General features: G+C 57.9%; 20 protein-coding genes. 8 read left to right on the top strand and 12 right to left on the bottom strand.

Going from position 1 to position 20,646, the window contains the following annotated elements:
- The first annotated feature begins 331 nt into the window (after nt 1-331).
- Nucleotides 332-1,240: a LysR substrate-binding domain-containing protein gene (locus ACWPM9_RS06610; protein ID WP_484757164.1), complete on the top strand. Its 909-nt coding sequence runs from the start codon at nt 332-334 to the stop codon at nt 1,238-1,240.
- Nucleotides 1,241-1,263: 23 nt separating this feature from the next.
- Here ACWPM9_RS06610 and ACWPM9_RS06605 read toward each other — a convergent pair whose 3' ends face one another.
- A complete protein-coding gene (locus tag ACWPM9_RS06605) occupies nt 1,264-1,602 on the bottom strand; it encodes a hypothetical protein (RefSeq protein WP_428187421.1) in 339 nt (112 codons plus the stop codon).
- 231 nt (nt 1,603-1,833) lie between these two features.
- Between ACWPM9_RS06605 and puuD the strand changes: the two genes are divergently transcribed.
- The 5 genes from puuD (at nt 1,834) to ACWPM9_RS06580 (ending at nt 7,035) form a co-directional block, all read left to right on the top strand.
- Nucleotides 1,834-3,072, top strand: a complete 1,239-nt coding sequence (gene puuD, locus ACWPM9_RS06600) for a urate hydroxylase PuuD (protein WP_484757163.1) — start codon at nt 1,834-1,836, stop codon at nt 3,070-3,072.
- Nucleotides 3,069-4,373 (top strand): guanine deaminase, encoded by a 1,305-nt coding sequence (gene guaD, locus ACWPM9_RS06595; protein WP_484757162.1) that lies wholly within the window; start codon nt 3,069-3,071, stop codon nt 4,371-4,373. Before puuD ends, guaD begins: the two co-directional genes overlap by 4 nt.
- A gap of 254 nt (nt 4,374-4,627) precedes the next feature.
- On the top strand, nt 4,628-5,206 hold the full coding sequence (locus ACWPM9_RS06590) for a TetR/AcrR family transcriptional regulator (protein ID WP_484757161.1): 579 nt from the start codon (nt 4,628-4,630) through the stop codon (nt 5,204-5,206).
- 94 nt (nt 5,207-5,300) lie between these two features.
- Complete coding sequence (locus tag ACWPM9_RS06585) at nt 5,301-5,783, top strand: hypothetical protein (RefSeq protein WP_484757160.1); 483 nt, start codon at nt 5,301-5,303, stop codon at nt 5,781-5,783.
- Between the two features lie 100 nt (nt 5,784-5,883).
- Entirely contained in the window at nt 5,884-7,035 is a 1,152-nt protein-coding gene (locus ACWPM9_RS06580) for an alpha-hydroxy acid oxidase (protein WP_484757159.1), read from the top strand.
- A 2-nt stretch (nt 7,036-7,037) separates the two neighbouring features.
- On the opposite strand, the gene ACWPM9_RS06575 is transcribed toward ACWPM9_RS06580, so the two are convergent.
- The 5 genes from ACWPM9_RS06575 to ACWPM9_RS06555 all read right to left on the bottom strand — a co-directional run bounded on the left by ACWPM9_RS06575 (nt 7,038) and on the right by ACWPM9_RS06555 (nt 10,655).
- Nucleotides 7,038-7,778, bottom strand: a complete 741-nt coding sequence (locus ACWPM9_RS06575; protein ID WP_484757158.1) for a metallophosphoesterase family protein — start codon at nt 7,776-7,778, stop codon at nt 7,038-7,040.
- A 12-nt stretch (nt 7,779-7,790) separates the two neighbouring features.
- Nucleotides 7,791-8,531 (bottom strand): metallophosphoesterase family protein, encoded by a 741-nt coding sequence (locus ACWPM9_RS06570; RefSeq protein WP_484757157.1) that lies wholly within the window; start codon nt 8,529-8,531, stop codon nt 7,791-7,793.
- Between the two features lie 2 nt (nt 8,532-8,533).
- Nucleotides 8,534-8,890, bottom strand: a complete 357-nt coding sequence (uraH, locus tag ACWPM9_RS06565; protein WP_428187429.1) for a hydroxyisourate hydrolase — start codon at nt 8,888-8,890, stop codon at nt 8,534-8,536.
- Nucleotides 8,887-9,387, bottom strand: a complete 501-nt coding sequence (locus ACWPM9_RS06560; RefSeq protein WP_484757156.1) for an ureidoglycolate lyase — start codon at nt 9,385-9,387, stop codon at nt 8,887-8,889. The genes uraH and ACWPM9_RS06560 overlap by 4 nt, the downstream gene beginning before the upstream one ends.
- 233 nt (nt 9,388-9,620) lie before the next feature.
- On the bottom strand, nt 9,621-10,655 hold the full coding sequence (locus ACWPM9_RS06555; protein ID WP_428187431.1) for a glutamine synthetase beta-grasp domain-containing protein: 1,035 nt from the start codon (nt 10,653-10,655) through the stop codon (nt 9,621-9,623).
- A 400-nt stretch (nt 10,656-11,055) separates the two neighbouring features.
- Between ACWPM9_RS06555 and ACWPM9_RS06550 the strand changes: the two genes are divergently transcribed.
- A complete protein-coding gene (locus ACWPM9_RS06550) occupies nt 11,056-11,238 on the top strand; it encodes a DUF2735 domain-containing protein (protein WP_428187432.1) in 183 nt (60 codons plus the stop codon).
- A 24-nt stretch (nt 11,239-11,262) separates the two neighbouring features.
- On the opposite strand, the gene alc is transcribed toward ACWPM9_RS06550, so the two are convergent.
- The 5 genes from alc to ACWPM9_RS06525 form a co-directional block, all read right to left on the bottom strand.
- The gene (gene alc / locus ACWPM9_RS06545; RefSeq protein ID WP_428187433.1) at nt 11,263-12,285 is read right to left on the bottom strand and encodes an allantoicase; all 1,023 of its coding nucleotides are present in this window, start codon (nt 12,283-12,285) and stop codon (nt 11,263-11,265) included.
- Nucleotide 12,286: 1 nt separating this feature from the next.
- Complete coding sequence (gene uraD, locus ACWPM9_RS06540; protein WP_484757155.1) at nt 12,287-12,781, bottom strand: 2-oxo-4-hydroxy-4-carboxy-5-ureidoimidazoline decarboxylase; 495 nt, start codon at nt 12,779-12,781, stop codon at nt 12,287-12,289.
- Nucleotides 12,782-12,785: 4 nt separating this feature from the next.
- Entirely contained in the window at nt 12,786-13,706 is a 921-nt protein-coding gene (gene puuE, locus ACWPM9_RS06535; protein ID WP_484757154.1) for an allantoinase PuuE, read from the bottom strand.
- Between the two features lie 116 nt (nt 13,707-13,822).
- Nucleotides 13,823-14,530, bottom strand: a complete 708-nt coding sequence (locus ACWPM9_RS06530; protein ID WP_428187436.1) for a DUF1045 domain-containing protein — start codon at nt 14,528-14,530, stop codon at nt 13,823-13,825.
- 106 nt (nt 14,531-14,636) lie between these two features.
- Nucleotides 14,637-15,812, bottom strand: coding sequence for an NAD(P)/FAD-dependent oxidoreductase (locus ACWPM9_RS06525; RefSeq protein WP_484757153.1), 1,176 nt, complete (start codon nt 15,810-15,812; stop codon nt 14,637-14,639).
- Here ACWPM9_RS06525 and mnmC2 point away from each other — a divergent pair.
- Nucleotides 15,811-16,536: a tRNA (5-methylaminomethyl-2-thiouridine)(34)-methyltransferase MnmC2 gene (gene mnmC2 / locus ACWPM9_RS06520; RefSeq protein WP_484757152.1), complete on the top strand. Its 726-nt coding sequence runs from the start codon at nt 15,811-15,813 to the stop codon at nt 16,534-16,536. The genes ACWPM9_RS06525 and mnmC2 overlap by 2 nt on opposite strands.
- Nucleotides 16,537-16,548: 12 nt before the next feature.
- Here the strand turns inward: mnmC2 and ACWPM9_RS06515 are convergent, their stop codons facing one another.
- Nucleotides 16,549-20,583 carry a response regulator gene (locus ACWPM9_RS06515; RefSeq protein WP_484757151.1) on the bottom strand — a complete coding sequence of 1,345 codons (4,035 nt, stop codon included), beginning with the start codon at nt 20,581-20,583 and terminating at the stop codon, nt 16,549-16,551.
- Between the last annotated feature and the right edge of the window lie 63 nt (nt 20,584-20,646).

The following is a 20,646-nucleotide window of genomic DNA, read 5'->3' as shown; positions in this document are numbered from 1 at the left end:
AGAAACCACCGCCGCTCTTCGAACGGTGCCGGGTATCGTGAAACACCGCGGCGCTCGTCCGCGCTATGCCGCCGACGGCCATCCAGAAGACCTATATCCCTGCGCTGGTCGTCCGACATCAAAATGTCGGGACGCTTCGACAGGCACCGGTGTGCAATAGCCGCAACTGCGCGCTGGAGCAGGCGCAACACGGCCTTCGGCAATGACATGATCATAACCGTCTTCCCTTCCCTATAGGACTGTGCAATTCATCTATCGTGGATGAGATAGCGCTGAATCATAGGGATATTCCAACGAGTATATCATCTGCATGGATCAAGAGGACTCATCCATGAAAATGTCGAGAAACTTTCCGCTCAACGGCTTGCGCGTGTTTGAGGCGGCGGCAAGACATTTAAGCTTTACGAAGGCCGGCGAGGAATTGGGGCTCACGCAGACGGCGGTGAGCTATCAGATCAAGCTGCTGGAAGAGACCCTTGGCCAGTCTCTGTTCTTACGCCGCCCACGTCAGGTGACCCTGACCGACGCAGGCCGAAAGCTGGCGCCCAAGGTGACGGAAGGGTTTGCCACATTGACGGAGGCGGTTGGATCCTTGCGGCAAGACGCCAATGACACACTCACCATCAACGCGCCCATGACCATTACATCGCAATGGCTGGCGCGCAGGATTGGCACATTTCAGATGCAGCATGCAAATCTGGCCGTTCGTCTGGATACGACGCAGTCCATCATCGATTTCTCGCGGGTGGAGGCGGACGTCGCAATCCGCATCGGAAAGGGAGAATGGCCGGGTCTCACCAGCCACCTGCTTCTGCGTGGAGCCTTCACGCCCATGCTCAGCCCGAAGCTGGCCGAGACGATCGGTGGTATCGAGCACCCGTCCGACCTCTTGAAACTGCGGATCATCGATCCCGGTGATCCCTGGTGGCGCATATGGTTCGACGCGGCAGGTGTGCCGGATGCAGATCTGAAAAAGCACCCCCGAAGCCAACTCGGCGTGCAATCCTACGAGGCAAACGCAGCCATGGCGGGACAAGGCGTCGCCATTCTGACGCCTGCCTATTATGCGGAAGAAGTTGCAGCCGGCCGCCTGGTACAGCCGTTCGACCTCTCCTGCAATGACGGCAACGACTGTTGGGTCGTCTATCCCGAACATCGGGGAAGGACACCCAAGATCAAGGCGTTTCTTGACTGGATCATGGCGACGGCAAGCGTCGATTGGCCGATACCGACGCCATGATCAGGCCCGACGGAACGCATCTTTCAAAAGGCCATATCCGGCGCATAGAAACAACGCGGGGTATTTTCATCCGGATAGAGGCATAAATGATACTCGCTGTCCTGCGAGCGTCGCGCGGTCGTCTGGGGGAACTGGTAGATATGCTCGCGCGTGACAAGTCTGTGTTCACCGGCCTCGATCTGCACACGATAACCGCCGCCGATAATCTTCACACTGCTGGACGGGATCATCTGGCAATCCCCCGTATGGTTATTGCCGTTGCAACAATAGGCCTCATACCGCCAGCCAGAAGCGGCATCATGGGCCAGTACACTCAATGGAAACGCGGACGCAAACAATACGCTTGGGAGGATAATGCGCATGAGCTGTTCTCCATTCGAGATCAGCCGCCGGTGCTACGCAAACCACCTTCCTCCGGCGGCACTGCGGGATGATCGTAACATATTCGTCATATACGTCCTATCGCATGAAATGGGGGACATTTTATTGCACTGCAAAAAAACACGATAAATCGCCCTCACAGCTGATCTCGCCCTTCCCTTCCTCCCCCAGTTTTTGCAATGTGGACGGTGGGGAATAGAAAGGGACACTGCATGTACGAATACGCCATTGCCTGGGAATGGTTGGCCTTCGCGGTCCGCTGGCTGCACGTCATCACGGCCATTGCCTGGATCGGATCGTCTTTCTATTTCATCGCGCTCGACCTCGGTCTCGTCAAACGAGACCACATGCCTGCAGGTGTTTCCGGTGAGGAATGGCAGGTCCATGGCGGCGGCTTCTATCACGTCCAGAAATATCTCGTGGCGCCCGCCTCGATGCCGGAACACCTGACCTGGTTCAAATGGGAAAGCTATTTCACCTGGATGTCCGGCTTTGCCATGCTGGCGGTCGTCTATTACGGCGGCGCAGATCTCTTCCTGATCGACCGCCATGTCCTGGATATCAGCCAATGGCAGGCCATAGGCCTTTCGATGGCGTCCCTGGCCGTCGGCTGGATTATCTATGACCTGCTGTGCAAATCGCCTGTCGGCCGCAATACCTGGGGCCTGATGGTCATTCTCTATGGCGTTTTGGTCGCCATGGGCTGGGGCTATATGCAGATTTTCACCGGTCGCGCCGCCTTCCTGCATCTGGGTGCCTTCACGGCCACCATCATGTCGGCCAATGTCTTCTTCATCATTATTCCCAACCAGAAGATCGTGGTGGCAGACCTCAAGGCCGGTCGCACGCCCGATCCCGAATATGGCCGCATCGCCAAGCAGCGCTCGCTTCACAACAACTACCTGACGCTGCCGGTCATCTTCTTCATGCTGTCGAACCATTATCCGCTGGCTTTCGCCACCGCCTATAGCTGGATCATCGCAGCGCTCGTCTTCCTCATGGGCGTCACCATCCGGCACTGGTTCAACACCACCCATGCCCGCAAGGGCCGCCCTACATGGACCTGGCTTGCAACCGTCCTGATCTTCATCGTCATCGCCTGGTTGTCCACGGTGCCGAAAGAAGCGCACGAGGATGAACTGTCGGTGGCACCGGTCAACCAGCGCTTTGCCCAGAATATCCACTTCGATGCGGCCCGTGATGTGGTCCTGTCGCGCTGTTCCATGTGCCATGCGGCAGAACCCGTCTGGGAAGGCGTGATACGCCCACCCAAGAATGTCATGCTCGAAACAGATGCGGAGATCGCCGCCCATGCCCGTGAGATCTATATCCAGGCTGGACGCAGCCATGCTATGCCGCCCGGCAACATTACCGAGGTGACGCCGCAGGAGCGGGCATTGTTGACCGCCTGGTTCGAAAGCGCTGTCGCCGAAGACAAAGAGATCCAATGACACCCCTTCTGATTCGCGCCCGACTTTTGTCCTTCAAGCGCGCACCGCAGTCCATCGATGACAGCGCATCCTATTTCTATGAAGACGATGGCGGACTGTTGATCGAAGATGGCCTGATCTCCGCCTGCGGCACCTTTGCTGACATCAAAACCAGGGCGCCAGCAGACTGCACGGAAATAGACCACCGCCCGCACCTGGTCATGCCGGGCCTTATCGACGCCCACGTCCATTTCCCGCAAATGCAGGTCATTGCATCTTATGCAGCCAACCTGCTGGAATGGCTGAACACCTATACCTTCCCGGAGGAATGCCGCTTCGTCGAAAGCGCCCATGCGGCCCGCATCGCCACGCATTTCTTCGACGAACTGCTGCGCAACGGCACCACCACGGCCGCCGCCTATTGCTCGGTGCACAAGGCCTCCGCAGACGCCTTCTTTGCCGAAAGCCTGAAGCGCGGCACCTTCATGATTGCCGGCAAGGTGATGATGGACAGGAACGCGCCCCAGGGTCTGCTCGACACCCCGCAAATGGGTTACGACGAAACCCGGGCGGTGATCGAACAATGGCATGGCAAGGGCCGCAATCACGTGGCCATCACCCCACGGTTTGCGATCACCTCCACGCCGGAACAGATGGAAGCAGCCGCAACGCTGGCGCGCGAATATCCCAATCTCCACATTCAGACCCATCTGTCGGAAAATCTCGACGAGATCACCTATACCTGCGAGCTTTATCCGGATGCTAAGGACTATACGGACGTCTATGCTCGCTACGGCCTTTTGCGGGAAAAGGCGCTTTTCGGTCACGCCATCCACCTGTCCGATCGCGAAGCCGATGCCATGAGCGATGCCGGAGCCATCGCCGTCCATTGCCCCACATCCAACCTGTTCCTCGGCTCCGGCCTGTTTCCGATGCGCAAGTTTCAAAACCGCGAAAAGCCGGTCCGCATGGCTGTCGCATCTGATGTCGGCGGTGGTTCAAGCTATTCCATGCTCAAAACAATGGATGAAGCCTACAAGATCCAGCAGTTGCTGGGCGAACGGCTCAACCCGCTGGAAAGCTTCCACATGATGAGCCTGGGCAATGCCGAGGCACTCTCCCTTCAAGACCGCATCGGCACACTGGAACCCGGAACGGATGCGGATCTTGTTGTCCTCAACGCAGCCTCGACGCCAGCCATGGCCTTGCGCATGGAGACCGTGACAACACTCGCAGAAGAGCTCTTTCTTCTGCAAACCCTTGGCGACGACCGGGCTGTGGTCGAAACCTATGTAGCGGGAACGGCAAGCAAGCCCATGTGATGAACCTCACCGCCAACATGGCGCTTTGCACGTTGGTAATGTCACTGACGGTCGGCAGGCACAGGTTCGGCGTTATGGCGATCCCCACGTCATAAGCTGGATCGCCGGTCGCAGCCGAATATGTGGCCATCGCAGTGGCATGCGGCCATGAACGGTCGAGTCCAATCGCAGAATGCATACTGTCCTTAAGCGTATCGGCACCACATGCTACAGCCGGGATTGACAATCTACCTACTAGTAGGTAATCGAACTGAATGAGCAATCTTCGTACCACTGCCGATCAAATTCTGGACTGCACGCGCTCGCTGGTCATCGCCGGCGGCTATAACGGTTTCAGCTATGCCGACATCGCTGCCGTTGTCGGCATCCGCAAAGCCAGTATCCACCATCATTTTCCGGCGAAATCCGACCTTGTGCGGACGCTCGTCAATCGCTACCGCCAGGAAGCAGAAGCCGGCCTTGCGGGTCTCGACAGTGCCATCGCCTCACCCGCAGCAAGGCTACGCGCCTATGCCGGCTATTGGGAGACCTGCATTCTCGACGACACAGCATCGTTCTGCCTCTGCGCCCTGTTGGCCGGACAAATGACCATGTTGCCCGAAGATGTGGCGCTGGAGGTTCGCACGCATTTTCAAACCTTGTCCGCCTGGTTGACCGCGGTCCTGTCAACGGGGGCCAACCAGGGAGAGTTCCACCTGTCAGCGCCACCAGCCGCGGAAGCCGACGGCTTTATGGCAAGCGTCCATGGCGCCATGTTGTCGGCACGTGCCTATGGAGATCCCGCAACATTCGCGTCCATCATCCAGCCGGCCTTGCAACGCCTCGGTTCTTGAGCATCCCAGCTCCGTCGTGCAATTTACCCAATGAGCCTACCAACTAGTAGATAGATGTATTTAGCCCTCCAACACCATGTCAAAGGAAATCTCCATGTTCGGAATCTCACCCCTCGGCTGGGTTCACACCCTTTCCAGTCTGCCCGCCATACCTGCCGCCCTATACATGCTGGCAACCCGCGGTCGTATCGCCCCGCAAACCCGTCCCGGCGCCATCTATTTCATTTGCATGCTGATCGGCGCCCTCACCGTCTTTCTCGTGGCCCACCAGCAGATCAGTTATGTGATCGGTGTTGCCACTCTTGTATTCCTGTTGGCAGGTTATGGCGTCGGTCGGCTGACCGTCCTCGGTGGTGCACGACGCTATATCGAAACGATCTGTCTAAGCCTGACCGTCTTCCTCTTGATGGTACCTGCGGTCAGCGAGACACTGCGTCGCGTTCCGGACGGTCATCCCTTCGTCACCAGCCTTGACGCACCACTGCTGATCGGTGTGCAGGCGCTTCTTTTTGTTGCGCTCGTGGTCGGCCTGTCGGTCCAGCTTGTCATAATATGGCGACAGAACCGCGCCGGCTGAAGGAAAATGCGCAGCACACGACGGATAACGCGCCATTCCTGTTCACAGACTTTCCCTGCCCGTGCTATCCGGTCAGGGAAAACGTGGAAAGGTTTGTCGAATGGGCGCACCGCTGGAAATTGCCGACCTCAAGAAAATGGCCAAGCGCCGCGTCCCTAAGCTCTTTTTCGACTACGCCGACAGCGGCTCCTATACCGAAAGCACCTACCGCGCCAACGAATCCGATTTTGCCAAGGTGAAGCTTCGCCAGCGCGTGCTGGTGGATATGACCAACCGGTCGCTGGCCACCACCATGATCGGGCAGGATGTATCCATGCCCGTCGCACTTGCGCCGACCGGCCTGACCGGCATGCAATTTGCCGATGGTGAGATGCTGGCGGCGAAGGCTGCGGAAGAATTCGGCGTGCCCTTCACACTCTCAACCATGAGCATATGCTCGATCGAGGATGTCGCCTCTGTCACCACAAAGCCCTTCTGGTTTCAGCTTTACGTGATGCGCGATCGCGATTTTGTCCTCAACCTGATCGAACGGGCCAAGGCGGCAAAGTGCTCGGCACTGGTGTTGACCGCTGACTTGCAGATCCTTGGCCAGCGCCACAAGGATATCCGCAATGGTCTTTCCGCACCGCCGAAGCTGACGCCAAGGCATTTGATGCAAATGGCCATGTGCCCGCGCTGGTGCTGGCACATGCTGCAGACTGAGCGCCGCACATTCCGCAATATTCATGGCCATGTGAAGAACGTGACCGACCTGTCATCCCTCAATGTCTGGACCAACGAGCAGTTCGACCCGCAACTGTCGTGGAAAGATGTCGAATGGATCAAGGAACGCTGGGGCGGCAAGCTCATCATCAAGGGCATCCTGGACGCGGAAGATGCCGTCCTGGCGGCACAAAGCGGAGCCGATGCCATCGTCGTGTCGAACCATGGCGGCCGCCAGCTCGATGGCGCGCTCTCAACGATCTCGATGTTGCCCAGAATCGTCGACGCAGTCGGAGACCGCATTGAAGTACACCTGGATGGCGGCATCCGCTCGGGCCAGGATGTGCTGAAGGCCGTTGCCTTGGGCGCGAAGGGCACCTTCATCGGCCGCCCCTTCCTCTATGGCCTGGGCGCCATGGGCAAACCGGGAGTGACAAAGGCGCTGGAGATCATCCGCAGGGAAATGGATGTGACCATGGCGCTCTGCGGCAAGCGGGAAATCGGTCAGATCGACGGCAGCATCATTGCTGAGAACCCGTTCGCGGCCTGATTTCAGCCCGCCCAACCGCTGGTCAGGACCTCGGCCCAGCCCTCAAATCCCCGCTCCCTCGCCAGCTTCGCCGCGGCCATATGGTCGTAGCGAACCTGTCGAAACGACGTCTGCCAGCCGCGCGAAGACTTTTCCAGGATCGCATAGCAGGCAACCGGTGCGCCCTGCTCCAGCCGGTGCTCCCAGGGCTTGTGATAGGCAAAACCGTGACAGCCCACGCTACCCGGATTGACCACCATGCGCCCACCTGAAATTGAAACTGCCCGCTGCACATGGGTATGCCCGCACAGGATCAGGGGATAATCGACGCCCACAGCCTGATCTTCGATGTGAGCACGGTCACTCATGCGGAAATAGCCTTCGGGCGTGAGCGTGTCGAGCCACATCCGGCTGTCGCTCTCCGGTGTGCCGTGGCAGAGCAGCACCTCATCGGCGACCACTTCCGTGAGAGGCAGGAACCGCAGCCACTCCAGATCCTCGTGACGCAACAGCGGATAGGCAGGCTTTTCCCAATCGCCCAATGCCTCCGGATCCTCTTCCACCAGCGCCCGGTCATGATTGCCCTGCACCGTGGGAAGCTTGAGCGGTGCCAGCAAGGCCGCGGTCTTGCCCGCGTCGATGGGACCTGAAAACACATCGCCCAGATTCACGGTGATATCGACGTTCTGAGCGGCGATATCCTCCAGCACGGCTTGGAGTGCCAGATGATTGGAATGAATATCGGCGAGTGCCGCAATGCGCATTGAAGAAAGTTCCTAACGTAGGTCGCCATAGGCAAGTGCACTTGCCCATTCGGCCCGGCCATTGGCGGCGGCAAGGGCCGACATGGCCATATGGTCGTAATCGACCTGCTGGAAGGCAATATGCCAGTGGTCCTCGATCTTTTCGCAGATCACATAGCAGGCGCGTGGATGGCCGACCTCCACCTTGTGCGGGATCGGCAGGTCATCATCATAAGCAGGACAGCCGACGCTGCCCGGATTGACGATCAGCCGCCCATCGGAAAGGCGCATTGATCGCGCGATGTGGCTGTGCCCGCACAGGATCAGCGACTGCGGAATATCCCTGGCAATCGCCTCGATCTCGGCCAACGGCTTCAAATGAAATTTTCCACCGTCTGAGACGGTTTCCAGCCAGTAACTGTTGTCGTTTTCTGGTTGTGCATGACAGCAATAAACGTCATCGCGCCAGACCATATCGACCGGCAGGCCACGGATCCATTCGAGCGCGCGGTCATCAAGCTGAGAAAAGGCAATCGCGTCGGACGCCCCCATCTCGGTCGAATCCTGCTCGATCAGGTAGCGGTCGTGATTTCCCCGCACCGTTGGCAGGTCGAGAAGCAACAGCGTTTCTGCCACCTTGTCAGCTTCCAGCGGCCCGGAAAAGCAATCGCCCAGATTGACGATATCGCCGATGCCCTTGGCTGCTATGTCGGCAAGCACAGCCTCAAGCGCCAGCGCGTTCCCGTGAATGTCAGCAATCACTGCAAAACGCATCGTCAGCTGCCGCGATATGTGGAATAGCCATAGGGTGATATCAGCAGCGGCACATGGTAATGCGCGTCGGTGTCGGAGATACCGAAGCGGATCGGAATGACATCGAGAAATGGCGGATCCGTGAGCTCAGCGCCACTTTCCTTCAGATAGTCGCCCGCGTGAAAAATCAGCTCATATTGTCCGGGGATGAATTCATCGCCAGCCAGGATAGGCCCACCATCGACCCGTCCATCGTCATTGGTAAAGACCGTTCGGATCAATTCGGCCTCTTCACCCTTCATCCGCACAAGCTGAATGCGCATGCACTTCGCAGGCTTGCCGAGCGCCGTGTCGAGAACATGCGTTGTCAGTCCAGTCATATCTGCGGCTCCTGGATGGTAAATGGGTTGAGGTAGAAAAACTCTTCGAGATTGTTGCCCGGACCGTCGCGATCCACAACGAGAAAATCGCACACATCCCCAAGAGCCATGAGCGGATGATGCCAGACATTGCGATGATAGTTCACGCCCTGTCCATCGCGCGCGAGAAAGACGCGCGGCTTGCCCGGTCGCCCGCGCTCATCTTCTGCGACGGCCACAAGAAAGGGACGCCCTGCAAGGGGTGAAAAACTCTGACTCCCGAATGGGTGCCGCTCCATCATGTCAATCGCATACGGGAAAGCACGAGGCTGCCCGCGAAAGATATTGATCACAACCCCCGCGCCCTCACCCGAAGCCTCTGCGGAAGCGAGCCCATGAAAGCGCTCGGTCGTTCCCCCATTGATAAGACGCATCGTCGAGGGCACCGCCTCGATCACATCGCCGAACGGCGCAAAAGCTGCCGCAGTCAGCGGCTTGATGGCCAGAATGTCAGCCATGATCATTTTCCTCGCGCGTGCTGCCTAACCTGCTGGACATTGGCAAATCATACTCTTGTGTCATTTCGTCTTTGCGACCGTCGGAACTCTACCGTGCGCCGCCACACTCCGTAAAGCAGCCATATCGGACGTCGAACAAACCGCCCATAACGAAAAAGGCGCCGACCGAAGTCGACGCCTTTTATGTTTACTGTCCCTTTTGGGATCATTCCCCCTGGAAGTCAGGTCTGAAATCAGGCCGCTGCTGCTGCCGATTCTTCCACTTCAGAAATCGTCTTCAGAACCTGCGAAGCGATGGCATAGGGGTCGCCCTGCGAGTTCGGACGGCGGTCTTCAAGGTAGCCCTTGTAGCCGTTGTTGACGAAGGAGTGCGGAACGCGGATCGACGCACCACGGTCAGCAACGCCGTAGGAGAACTTGTTCCATGGAGCCGTTTCGTGCTTGCCGGTCAGACGCATATGGTTGTCCGGACCGTAAACAGCGATGTGGTCTTCCAGGTTCTTGTCGAACTGGGCCATGAGCTTTTCGAAATAGTCCTTGCCGCCCACTTCGCGCATGAACTTGGTCGAGAAGTTGCAGTGCATGCCCGAACCGTTCCAGTCGGTATCGCCGAGCGGCTTGCAGTGCCATTCGATGTCGATGCCATACTTTTCGCAGATCCGAAGCAGCAGGTAGCGTGCCATCCAGATCTGGTCGGCGGCCTTCTTGGAGCCCTTGCCGAAAATCTGGAATTCCCACTGACCCTTGGCCACTTCAGCATTGATGCCTTCGTGGTTGATGCCGGCTTCGAGGCACTGGTCGAGATGCTCTTCAACGATTTCGCGTGCTACCGAACCGACGTTCTTGTAGCCGACGCCCGTGTAGTAAGGACCCTGCGGAGCCGGATAGCCCTGCTCTGGGAAGCCCAGCGGACGACCGTTTTCGTAGAAGAAGTATTCCTGCTCAAAACCGAACCATGCGTTTTCATCGTCAAGGATGGTCGCGCGGCTGTTCGACGGATGCGGGGTAACGCCATCCGGCATCATCACTTCGCACATCACGAGAGCGCCGTTCTTGCGGTCCGGATCTGGGTAGATCGCCACGGGCTTCAAAACGCAATCGGAGCTGCGGCCTTCGGCCTGTTCGGTCGACGAACCGTCGAAGCCCCAAAGCGGAAGCTCTTCCAGGGAAGGGAAGGTGTCGAACTCCTTGACCTGCGTTTTGCCACGCAGGTTTGGTACCGGCTTGTAGCCATCGAGCCAGATATACTCGAGCTTGTATTTGGTCATAGTGCTCTCTCTTTAGTCCGGCGCCTTTCATGGGCGCACCAGAGGGGTCGAATCTCCGGTAAAAACCGGAGGCCGTCACATTACATGCACATAGCGTGCCACTTTGCTCTCTACATTAGAAAAAATGTGAAATCCGACATCCGCGCCGGCAGTGGAACCCGACAACCCGCCTTTTCATTAAGATTTGCGGCCTACAATGAGAGCATCGTTCAAGCTTGGGCAAGCTTCGCCTGCCACAATATTGAGCGAGGCAGACATGATGAAATTGCGACCATGTCACTTTTTGCCGCGTACATGCCCATATTTTAGGCATTTTGCACTTTTTGTGTGCGTCCCATTGCGAAATATGTTAGGCAATTACCATCGAACGAGGAGTCGATGAAGAACGAGAGGCAGGAGCATGACAACGAACATTGTTCGGGAATCGGCCACGATCTACGAGTTCCCGGTAAAAAATCCGCAGAAACTGCGGGAAATGCGTGAAAGACAGCGTATGGCAAGCCTTTACGTGATGGAGAGCGGCTGCGGCAGCTGGTATCACGAGGACGCCATCCGCGAAGCAGACGAGACGCGCAAACAGTAAGCGCGTCCCATGCCAGGCGACTGATCAGGCCTTGGTGCCGATCAGCCGCAGACGCATGACGCCGCCATCCGGATGCATGGCGAAACGCACATGCGTGACAGGGCCGATATCGGCAAGTGCCTGGCCAGAGAAGGTGTGTTCCTTGTCCATCTCAAGCTTCTGGCGCCCCAATATCGGCATCCAGAGTTCCGAAGCAGCAATGTCGGCCTGGCTCAGCACATCGCCAGCGTCAGGGAGATAAGCCCCGAGCAATTCACAGCTATCGGGGTAATTCCCCTTGAAGAAATGCGTATCCACGACCACACGGGATATGTGCCCGGCATGCCCGAGCCGGATGATCGCCCAGTCGTGGCCCGGACCGCGACGACGCTTGGTTTCCCAACCATCACCCATATTGATGCCACGCCCCGTCGACAGCATCTTGTCCGGATGGCCGTAATGGGCATCAGACCAGGCCAGCGATTTGGACCCATGGAAGATATAGGCGAGATCGATTTCGTCCTGATCCCCGATCTTCGACCAGTCGAAATAGGCGGCACCATAGACCCGCAGACGTGCCACACCGCCATCAGGATAGATATTCAGCCGCAGATGCGTCCACACCTTGTCCTGACCGACATTTTCAAAGAAATGCTGCGCTGACGGACCCAGATCATGCTTGCTCACCAGCTCGGTCCAGACCGTGTCGTCAACCGGCTCACCATCGGCAATATAGGCAGCCTCGATGGAACAGGCTGGCGGATAATTGCCCGTGAAGAACCGCGTATCCACATCGAAGCCGAAGATGCGACCGGGCATGGCGAGCCTGACAATGGCCCAGTCGTGCCCGGGCACGCGCTTGCGCCGGCTTTCCCAGCCATCCATGTATTTGCCGTTGTCGTCATAGAGGTCCGGATCGAATTCCGCCGGACGATCTTCCAGCATGCGTGACAGCGGCGCAAAAAACTCGTCGCTGGACGCAATCCCGACGGCCCCCAGCCGCGCCGAGGCGAGATTAATGGCGCCGGCGGCAAAACCGGGCATGTCTACTGTGGAAATTTCGGGCATATCAGGTCTCCGGAAGAAGGGCTTCGAGGCGCAGTCGGGCGATTTTCTCAACCTGCCCGCAGGCGGTCGCAAACTCCACCTCGATGCTATTGTCAATGCGCGCTTCAAAAGCGGCTAGAATATCGGTTTTGTCGAGGCCTTTTACAGCAATAATAAAGGGAAAACCGAAGTCCCGCGTGTAGCGCTCGTTGAGTTGCGTAAAGCGGCTGAACTCGGCCTCTGTCAGCCGGTCGAGCCCGGCACCGGCCTGCTCGTTGCGGCTATCCTCGGTCAAGTCCCCCGAAACAGCCAGCTTTCCGGCAAGATCCGGATGCGCGCACAACACGCCCAATCGCGCGTCACGTGTCGCGCTTCGAAATTCCTCACAAAGCGCGGAATGCACTGCCGCAGCCGTCAGGGGCAGCGCGATCGTGCCGGCATCCCAGGCACGTTCAGCTATAAAGGGCGAATGCTCAAAAACCCCGCCATAGCTGGAAATGAACTCGTCTCTGGTCATAGGCTCACCATGCCGGCTTGTGGTGTTCATGCCAGTGGCGGGCGATATCGATCCGCTTGGGCACCCAGACCTTCTCGTGACTGGTGACATAATCGATGAAACGGGCAAGGGCTGCCGCCCGACCGGGACGACCGACGAGCCGGCAATGCAGTCCGACACTCATCATCTTCGGTGCGCCGTTCTTGCCCTCCTCATAGAGAACGTCGAACGCGTCCTTGAGATAGGTGAAGAACTGGTCACCGGAATTGAACCCTTGAGGCGTTGCAAACCGCATGTCGTTGGTTTCCAGAGTATAGGGAATGATGAGAAACGGCTTGCCGTCAGCGTCCGGTACCCAATACGGCAGATCATCGGCATAGCTGTCGGAGGAATAGACGAAGCCGCCCTCCTCCATCACCAGCTTCAGCGTGTTGTCGGACGGCTTGCCCTGATACATGCCGAGCGGATGGGATCCGGTCAGCTCCTTGTGCAGCCGTACGGCTTCAAGAATGTGCTTTTTCTCTTCCTCTTCGGAATAGTCCTTGTATTCCAGCCAGCGATAGCCGTGCGAGGCAATTTCCCAATCCGCCTCCTTCATTGCGGCCACCGCTTCCGGATTGCGCGCCATGGCAAGCGTTACACCATAAACGGTCACCGGCACCTGTCGCTCTGTAAACATGCGCCACAAGCGCCAGAAACCGGCGCGCGAGCCATATTCGTAGATCGATTCCATATTGAGATTGCGCTGGCCGGGCCAAGGCTGCGCGCCGACGATCTCCGACAACAGGCTTTCCGAGGCCCTGTCGCCATCCATGATGCTGCTCTCGCCACCCTCTTCGTAATTGACGACGAATTGAACGGCGATCCGCGCCGCGTCCGGCCATTTCGGATCGGGCGCATTGCGGCCATAGCCGACGAGATTGCGGGGATAGGTCTTGGTTGTCATACGGTCATCCTGGCTCGTGATGACGCAAACGGTAAGCAGGACAACTCCATATGTCGAGATACAAAACCGGAAACAGTGCGCTGCCATTTAGGCAATGCGGAACAGCTTGAGTGCAATCAGGCGATCTTGCGCGCCGATACTCGTCCCATCGGATGCAGGGAATGCACCATAAAAGGCGCACCCGGCTCGCGCTCGACAAACAGCGCCAGATTGGTAAAGGGCACGGGCCGGTGCAGCAGCGGCTCGAAGTAATCCCGGAGCGCCCGGTCGATCCGCGCCATATGCGTCGCCTGCACAGGGCCGGTCAACGGCATCTGGAAGCGGTATTCCTCCATCACATGAGGATTTCCCCAGCGATGCAGATTGGCAAATTGCGGTGCCGTCAGATGATCTGGATTGCGCCGCTCGATCTCAGCTTCCGTAAGAGGCGCGGCATAAGCGTGGAAATGCTGAACCACGGTCGCCGCAAGAGTCTCGATTTCGGCACAGGGCAACCTGAGACCCAAACCGAAGTGATTGCTGAACCGCATGACCTCGAGGCTTTCAATGACGAAGGGCTCGACCGTGCCGGCAAACCGCATGAGTTCACGCAGCAAGGCCGGCTCGCTCGTATCGGCATGCAAGGCAAAGGGCGCCTTCAGTTCAGCATGAAATCCATAGCGGCGCGGCAAGGCTGTCTGGAAGGCGATATCGTGGTGATAGACACCCAGACTGTCCGGATGCTCGACCTCTTCGCCCGAATAGACGCTGCGACCCAGCCAGCTTGCGCCAGCCAGTGTCAACGGATCGCCATAAGAAGGCGTGAAGAAGATGGCGTAGCGCATGGCATTCCTCGTCCGTTCGGGTCACATCGGCGTTAATCACCGATTGCTCATGCAGATAGGTGATTTGCATGACAATTTGACGAAGAATCAGAGGGATGGCTCGCGTTTAGCGCGAAGCCGATTCCAGATGCGCAGAAAAGAGGAAGGATGCAGGCAGATCGGTAGTGCGATCGCCGACCAGGGCCAGGACCGCATCTGCCAGCTGATGCGCCACCCCGAAGCTCACCTTGAAGCCGCCGGTAAACGCCAGAATATTGGAGTGAGCCGGATGCGGGCCGATCATGGGATCGCGCCCAATCGCCTTGGGACGCAAGCCGGCCCAGCGCGCGATCACAGGCGCATCGGTCAGAACCGGAGCAATCCTGCGGGCCTCGGCAATCAAGGTCTCCAGTTGCGCATCGGTATCGTCTGCGGAGGAAAAACTGTTTTCACTGGTACTGCCGATCGCAACAATCCCATCATCGTGCGGAACGACGTAGAGACCATCGCGAAAGATCAATGGCCGATCCTCCAACCCCTCAGCCTTCATCAGGGCCGCCTGCCCCTTGACCGGCATACCCAGGGGCTTTTTCGTCGGTTCGCCAAGCCCTTGCAGCAATGGGAAGGACTGATGCCCAGCCGCAATCAGGCAATGCCCGAACACAACTGTATCGCCATCGGAAAGGCTTGCACTGCTGGCATTCGGCTGGAGCGCAGCGACACTGGAATTCTCAACGATCCGCACATGCTTGGCCCGCCTGAGCAGCGTGATGAGAACGGCGAGCAATTGCCGTGGCGACACCCGGCCGGCAAGCGTATCGTGCACGATCCCATGTGCCGCCACATCGGCAGAGGGCCAGCCGCCGATCATCGGCCTATCAAAGACCTCCCAGCGAAAATCATGACCTGTTGCCAGCCAGTTCACCTTCGCCTCAAGCGCTTGCCGCTCCGCCGTTACACGATGATGCGCCGTGGGCAGCGGAATGATCCGCCCGCAACGCCGATAGCCTGACTTCAATCCGCTTTCGGCTTCCAGCCGATCGATTTCCTCTTCAAGCGCAATCAATGCGGTGAACTGGAATTGCTTTTTCGGGTTCCATCGCTCCGGCGCATGCGCCATCAGCGCACCCAGAACGCCACCGCTTGCACCCTGCCCCAGAACACCGGCATCCACGAGCAATGTGTTGATGCCCAGCCGCTCGGCCTTGAGTGCAGCCCAAAGTCCCATAATGCCGCCGCCGACAATCAAAAGATCGACGGAAGATTGACCGCCGGCTCCGGTCAGAATATCGGCTTCAGGCATGACAGTTACAAATCTCGATCCAGCGGATAAAAATGAGGACAATGCCCTCGTCTGGCACGAGGGCGATATGCCTTATTCAACCGCCTTTGGCGACCACTTTTATTGCCAGACCGATGGCAGGCTTGAATGTGGTCATGTCTTCATGGCCGGCAACGGCCTGCCGGAGCGCTGGCATTCGGCCGGCGATTTCCGCATCGGCGAGCTCGGTTTCGGCACCGGTCTGAACGCCTGCGAAACCTGGCGGCAATGGAAGCTGGAACGCAAGCCGGGCGGACACCTGCATTTCACATCCTTCGAACTCTATCCGATGAGCCGGGACGCGATTGACCGCGCCCTCGCGCATTGGCCGGAACTGGATGCCGAAAGACAGGCGCTGACCGCACTTTGGCCCGATACTCCGAAAGACGTGATCGATATAACGCTGGACGACGCCACACGCCTGACGGTGGTGTGCGGGAATGCCCTGCCCAATGTCCGATCGGCGCAGGCCCTGTTCGATGCCTGGTATCTCGATGGTTTTGCCCCCTCGCGTAACCCCGATATGTGGTCACCTGAACTGATGCAGGCCGTCCACGACCGCACCGCGGAAAACGGCAGTTTCGCCACCTATGCCGCCGCCGGTTTTGTCCGTCGCAACCTGATCGCAGCCGGCTTCAATCTCGAGCGCCGCAAGGGCTTTGCCGGCAAAAGGGAAATGCTGTGCGGGGTAAGATCGGCGGGCTGACCGTCACAGCGATCAGCCCTGAGCGCCTTTGGACGATGCGCGCGCGTCGGCGAAATCCTTCAGCCAGACGGCAATCTTCTGTTCCAGCAGTTCGGGACTGATCGGTTTGGAGAGATAATCGTCCATTCCCGCCGCCAGACACATGTCGCGATCGCTGTCGAGCGCATGCGCGGTTACAGCGACGATCGGCACATGCTGCCTGGCACCCTTCAGGTTTTCCTTGGCGCGAATGGTACGGGTTGCCTCGTGTCCGTTCATCACAGGCATGGAGACATCCATGAGGATCATGCGCGGATTGTCGCGCTCCCAAGCAGCGACTGCTTCCTCACCGTTCTGCACAATCTTGAAGCTCAATGGGGTCGCCTGAAGGATCTGCGTGAAGACGATCTGGTTCACCTCGTTATCTTCTGCCACCAGCACATCGAGATCACTGCCCCCCTGCGGGACAGTGTTTTCAGGTTTTGCCGGCTCCGGCGTCGGCTTGGCTGCCACGGGAAGGTTCGGGGCGTTCCCGGCAGATGGAGCAGCGTTCAAACCGCGTTTCAGCCGTGCCGCCCGCGTCACATCGATAATGGCCTTGCGCAGCATGCTGGCCCGCGCCGGCTTCATCAGGTGCGCCTGAATATTGAGTTCATCCAGAATATCGTCGTCACCAACCATGTCCATGGAGGTCAAGAAGATGATGGCAATCTCGTCGAAGCGGTGATCGGCACGAATGCGCCGCGCGAGCTCAACGCCATTCATCTCCGGCATATGATAGTCGATCACCAGGGCATCGACATGCAGGCCGAGCCGCACGGCTTCGTCGAGAAGGGTGAGAGCCTGCCGACCGCCATCAACGGCCACGCCGTCGAACCCCCAGCTGGCCAATTGTTCAGACAGGATCTGCCGGTTGATCGGATTGTCGTCGATCGCGACGACACGGGCATCCTTGACCAGCAACGGTACGCCCTCTTGCGGCTTGCTGTCGGTCGAGATGGCGAGCGGAATATGGATCGAGAAGGTTGATCCGGCTCCCACCGTGCTCTCGACCTCCATATGTCCACCAAACAGGTCGACGAGACCGGCGGTGATTGCCAAACCCAGCCCGGTTCCCTCATGGCGGCGCGTGGAGGATGTATCTACCTGTGAGAATTTCTCGAAGATCGACTGCCGCATGACCTCCGGGATACCAATTCCGGTGTCTTCGATACGCACGGACAGCATCATCTGCTCATTCGACTGCGGCTCTCCGGATACCTCGATCAGGACATGCCCCGTCTCGGTGAACTTGATGGCATTGCCAAGCAGATTGGTGATGATCTGACGGAACCGCCCGGCGTCGCCCTGCAAAAGGTGACGCATGGCTGGATCAGCGCGAACGATCAGTTCGAGATCCTTCTCGGAGGCCGATGCCGACAGCAGCGTGGCAACATCCTCGATTGCTTCGACGGGGTCAAATGTCGCCTTGCGCAGTTTCAACTGGCCGGCGTCGATCTTGGAGAAATCCAGAATGTCATTGATGATCGTCAGAAGCGCATTGCCCGATTTGACGATGATGTCGACAAAGGTCTTCTGTCGCGTTTCAAGCTGCGATTTAGACAAAAGCTCGGCCATGCCCAGCACACCATTCATCGGTGTGCGGATTTCATGGCTCATATTCGCCAGAAACTCGGATTTCACCCGGTCCGCCATCTCGGCCCGTGCCAGAAGTGCCTTGAGCTCGAGTTCGCGATCCTTCACTTCTGTCATGTCGGTGAAGACCAACATCCAGTGTCCGCGACCGCTGACGATTGCTTCCACTTGCACCCAGGTCGTTCCGTCAGCCAGAAATGTCAGCGAGAAGTTTTCGTTGGCGCGAATGCTCTCATGCCATTCCCTCAGAAGCGGCAAGGCTTCCGCTCCGAAATCGCCGCGCCGCGCGCAAAAAGCAAAGCAATGACGCCAGGCATTTCCCTTATCCAGAAGGGAGGCCGGGGCATTGAGCATGCGTGACAGCGCGATGCTGTTTTCGATGATCACGCCGTCCTGGATGATCGCAAGTCCCTGAGACATCACTTGTGTGGCGTCCTGCCACAAATAACCCAGACGTTCGAGCTCGGCGCGCGCCTTGTCGATTTCGATTTCTCTCTCGCGCAGGTCGGTCATATTGGCATAGACAAGCAGGATCTTGTTGTCCGGCATGCGCTTGGATGTAATCGACACGAGCTTTCCGTCGACGCCGGACAACTCGCGCTGAAGCGTGCCTTCGAGCTGGCTCAACTCTTTCGCACGATCCTCGAAATTCTTGTCAAATGTCTCGTCTTGGGCCCAGGTCCAGCCCCGGTGGTAATTCGCCTCGGAAAGGTCGCGGAAACTCACGCCTTCCAGCGGACGGTCCACCGACAGATCCCAGATCTCGTAAACCTTCTCATTGGCGAACTCGATGTTGAGGTCCTCTGTCAGGATCATCACGCCAACCGGCATGGTCCGCATGATGCCTTCCAGATAGTCGTTCAACCGTTCTGCCTCAGACCGGGCTTGGATCAATTCCTTCTTCTGGGCAACCAGCGCGCTCACATCGGAGATCGAACCGACGATATAATGTTGCCCGCTGGGCAGGGTAATCCGGTTGATCCGCGTGATCGCTGACATTTTGCGCTTGTCGACAGTCTCAAAGTCATGTTCGCGCTGGACACTCTTTCCTGTCGTCAGGATCTCGTTGTTCTCGTCCTCGAAACGCTTTGCTTTGTCGGTAAAAAGATCGCTTTCGCGCGTCCCGTAAAGTGTGTCGCGGGTCTTGCCCAACAACGTCTCATAGGCGGCATTGACGAAGACAAGGCGGTGATCATCGTCCCGGACGAACATCGGCACCGGCATCTGCTCTATCGCCGCGCGAAACAACGCGGATTCTCGCTCATGCGCACGCAAGTCCGAGACATCGATATAGCTGAGGAGATATTGCCCGGTTTCCAGAGGCTTCCCACGCACGGAAAGCGACGTCCCATCCGGACGTTCGAATTGCCAGGAAGCGGTAAGCTTGTTTTTAAGCTTGTCCTTGCGATCAGCAAAGATCTCAGCAGGGCTGGGGCCTTCGGGATCGTAAATGCCACGCTTATGGCTCCCCACGATCATATCCAGATATGAACGCCCCGTCAGCTTGGACGCATCAGGCACTGCCCACATCCGGGTGAAGGCCTCATTGGCATATTCGATGCGGAATTCATGATCGAGGAGTAGGATGCCGACAGGCATGGCGCGCAACAGGCTTTCGACTTGCGCCCGCAATATCTCAACCTCGTGCTGAGCTTCACTCAACTGCGTTTCGCGCGCTTTCAGTTCTGACATATTGGTGAAAGAACCGAGCAGATAAGGCTTGCCATCGTCACCGATAATGCGACGTCGGCTGGTAAGCACATGAACGGGCGACGTTGGCGTGCCGAATATTTCTTCGTTTTCAAATGCCGTGCCATCGTCAAGAACGCTTTGATTGAGCTCGTAAAGATGTTGTCCGACATCTTCACCCATCGTTTCAATCTCGCTCTTGTCGAGCAGATCAATCTTGCGAAGACCCAAGAGATCGCAATAGGCCTTGTTGACGATCAACATCTTATGATCGGCATCGCGCAGGAATGTCGGCGACGGCAGCTCTTCTATAATCGTCTTCAAGAGACCATCGGCCACGGGGAGGTTCTCATTCGCCTGTACCGGTGCAGCGGCCACAGGCGGCAGATCCGCCTCCCCGTCCAGAAACTCTCCGAACAGATAGAGGCTCTCATCCTCGTCGACGAAACGCTCGATCATGACGCCGCGGCGTCCCGGCCCATCCGGCTCGAAACTCAAGGCTTCCTGCTCTTCGCCGAAAACGAGCGCCTTGCACTCGATATCCTCAATCGCCTTGTCTTCTCTGCGGCCGAAGAGTTCGAAGCTGGTCTTGCCAATGAAGTCATCCGGCGAAAGGCCGAAGAAGCGGGCATAGGCGGCATTCACCACGACATGGCGAAGCTCGCAGTCCTTCACATAGGCAGGCTGCGGCAGGTCGCCAATTCTCTCACTTGCGAGCTTGAGCAAGCTGCTGTGCCGCGTCAAAAACGCCTCCTCAAAACCAGTCTTCTTCGCCGCCGGACGCGGTCTTTGTGTAAAATCATCAAA

It is taken from the genome of Agrobacterium sp. H141 (assembly GCF_057158725.1).
This window is presented reverse-complemented; position numbering and strand designations above follow the sequence as displayed.

Bases quoted from the DNA above. Each gene is read 5' to 3' on its own strand.
- ACWPM9_RS06610 (WP_484757164.1), top strand. From the start codon at position 332: ATGAAAATGTCGAGAAACTTTCCGCTCAACGGCTTGCGCGTGTTTGAG.
- ACWPM9_RS06605 (WP_428187421.1), bottom strand. From the start codon at position 1,602: ATGCGCATTATCCTCCCAAGCGTATTGTTTGCGTCCGCGTTTCCATTG.
- puuD (WP_484757163.1), top strand. From the start codon at position 1,834: ATGTACGAATACGCCATTGCCTGGGAATGGTTGGCCTTCGCGGTCCGC.
- guaD (WP_484757162.1), top strand. From the start codon at position 3,069: ATGACACCCCTTCTGATTCGCGCCCGACTTTTGTCCTTCAAGCGCGCA.
- ACWPM9_RS06590 (WP_484757161.1), top strand. From the start codon at position 4,628: ATGAGCAATCTTCGTACCACTGCCGATCAAATTCTGGACTGCACGCGC.
- ACWPM9_RS06585 (WP_484757160.1), top strand. From the start codon at position 5,301: ATGTTCGGAATCTCACCCCTCGGCTGGGTTCACACCCTTTCCAGTCTG.
- ACWPM9_RS06580 (WP_484757159.1), top strand. From the start codon at position 5,884: ATGGGCGCACCGCTGGAAATTGCCGACCTCAAGAAAATGGCCAAGCGC.
- ACWPM9_RS06575 (WP_484757158.1), bottom strand. From the start codon at position 7,778: ATGCGCATTGCGGCACTCGCCGATATTCATTCCAATCATCTGGCACTC.
- ACWPM9_RS06570 (WP_484757157.1), bottom strand. From the start codon at position 8,531: ATGCGTTTTGCAGTGATTGCTGACATTCACGGGAACGCGCTGGCGCTT.
- uraH (WP_428187429.1), bottom strand. From the start codon at position 8,890: ATGACTGGACTGACAACGCATGTTCTCGACACGGCGCTCGGCAAGCCT.
- ACWPM9_RS06560 (WP_484757156.1), bottom strand. From the start codon at position 9,387: ATGGCTGACATTCTGGCCATCAAGCCGCTGACTGCGGCAGCTTTTGCG.
- ACWPM9_RS06555 (WP_428187431.1), bottom strand. From the start codon at position 10,655: ATGACCAAATACAAGCTCGAGTATATCTGGCTCGATGGCTACAAGCCG.
- ACWPM9_RS06550 (WP_428187432.1), top strand. From the start codon at position 11,056: ATGACAACGAACATTGTTCGGGAATCGGCCACGATCTACGAGTTCCCG.
- alc (WP_428187433.1), bottom strand. From the start codon at position 12,285: ATGCCCGAAATTTCCACAGTAGACATGCCCGGTTTTGCCGCCGGCGCC.
- uraD (WP_484757155.1), bottom strand. From the start codon at position 12,781: ATGACCAGAGACGAGTTCATTTCCAGCTATGGCGGGGTTTTTGAGCAT.
- puuE (WP_484757154.1), bottom strand. From the start codon at position 13,706: ATGACAACCAAGACCTATCCCCGCAATCTCGTCGGCTATGGCCGCAAT.
- ACWPM9_RS06530 (WP_428187436.1), bottom strand. From the start codon at position 14,530: ATGCGCTACGCCATCTTCTTCACGCCTTCTTATGGCGATCCGTTGACA.
- mnmC2 (WP_484757152.1), top strand. From the start codon at position 15,811: ATGACAGTTACAAATCTCGATCCAGCGGATAAAAATGAGGACAATGCC.
- ACWPM9_RS06525 (WP_484757153.1), bottom strand. From the start codon at position 15,812: ATGCCTGAAGCCGATATTCTGACCGGAGCCGGCGGTCAATCTTCCGTC.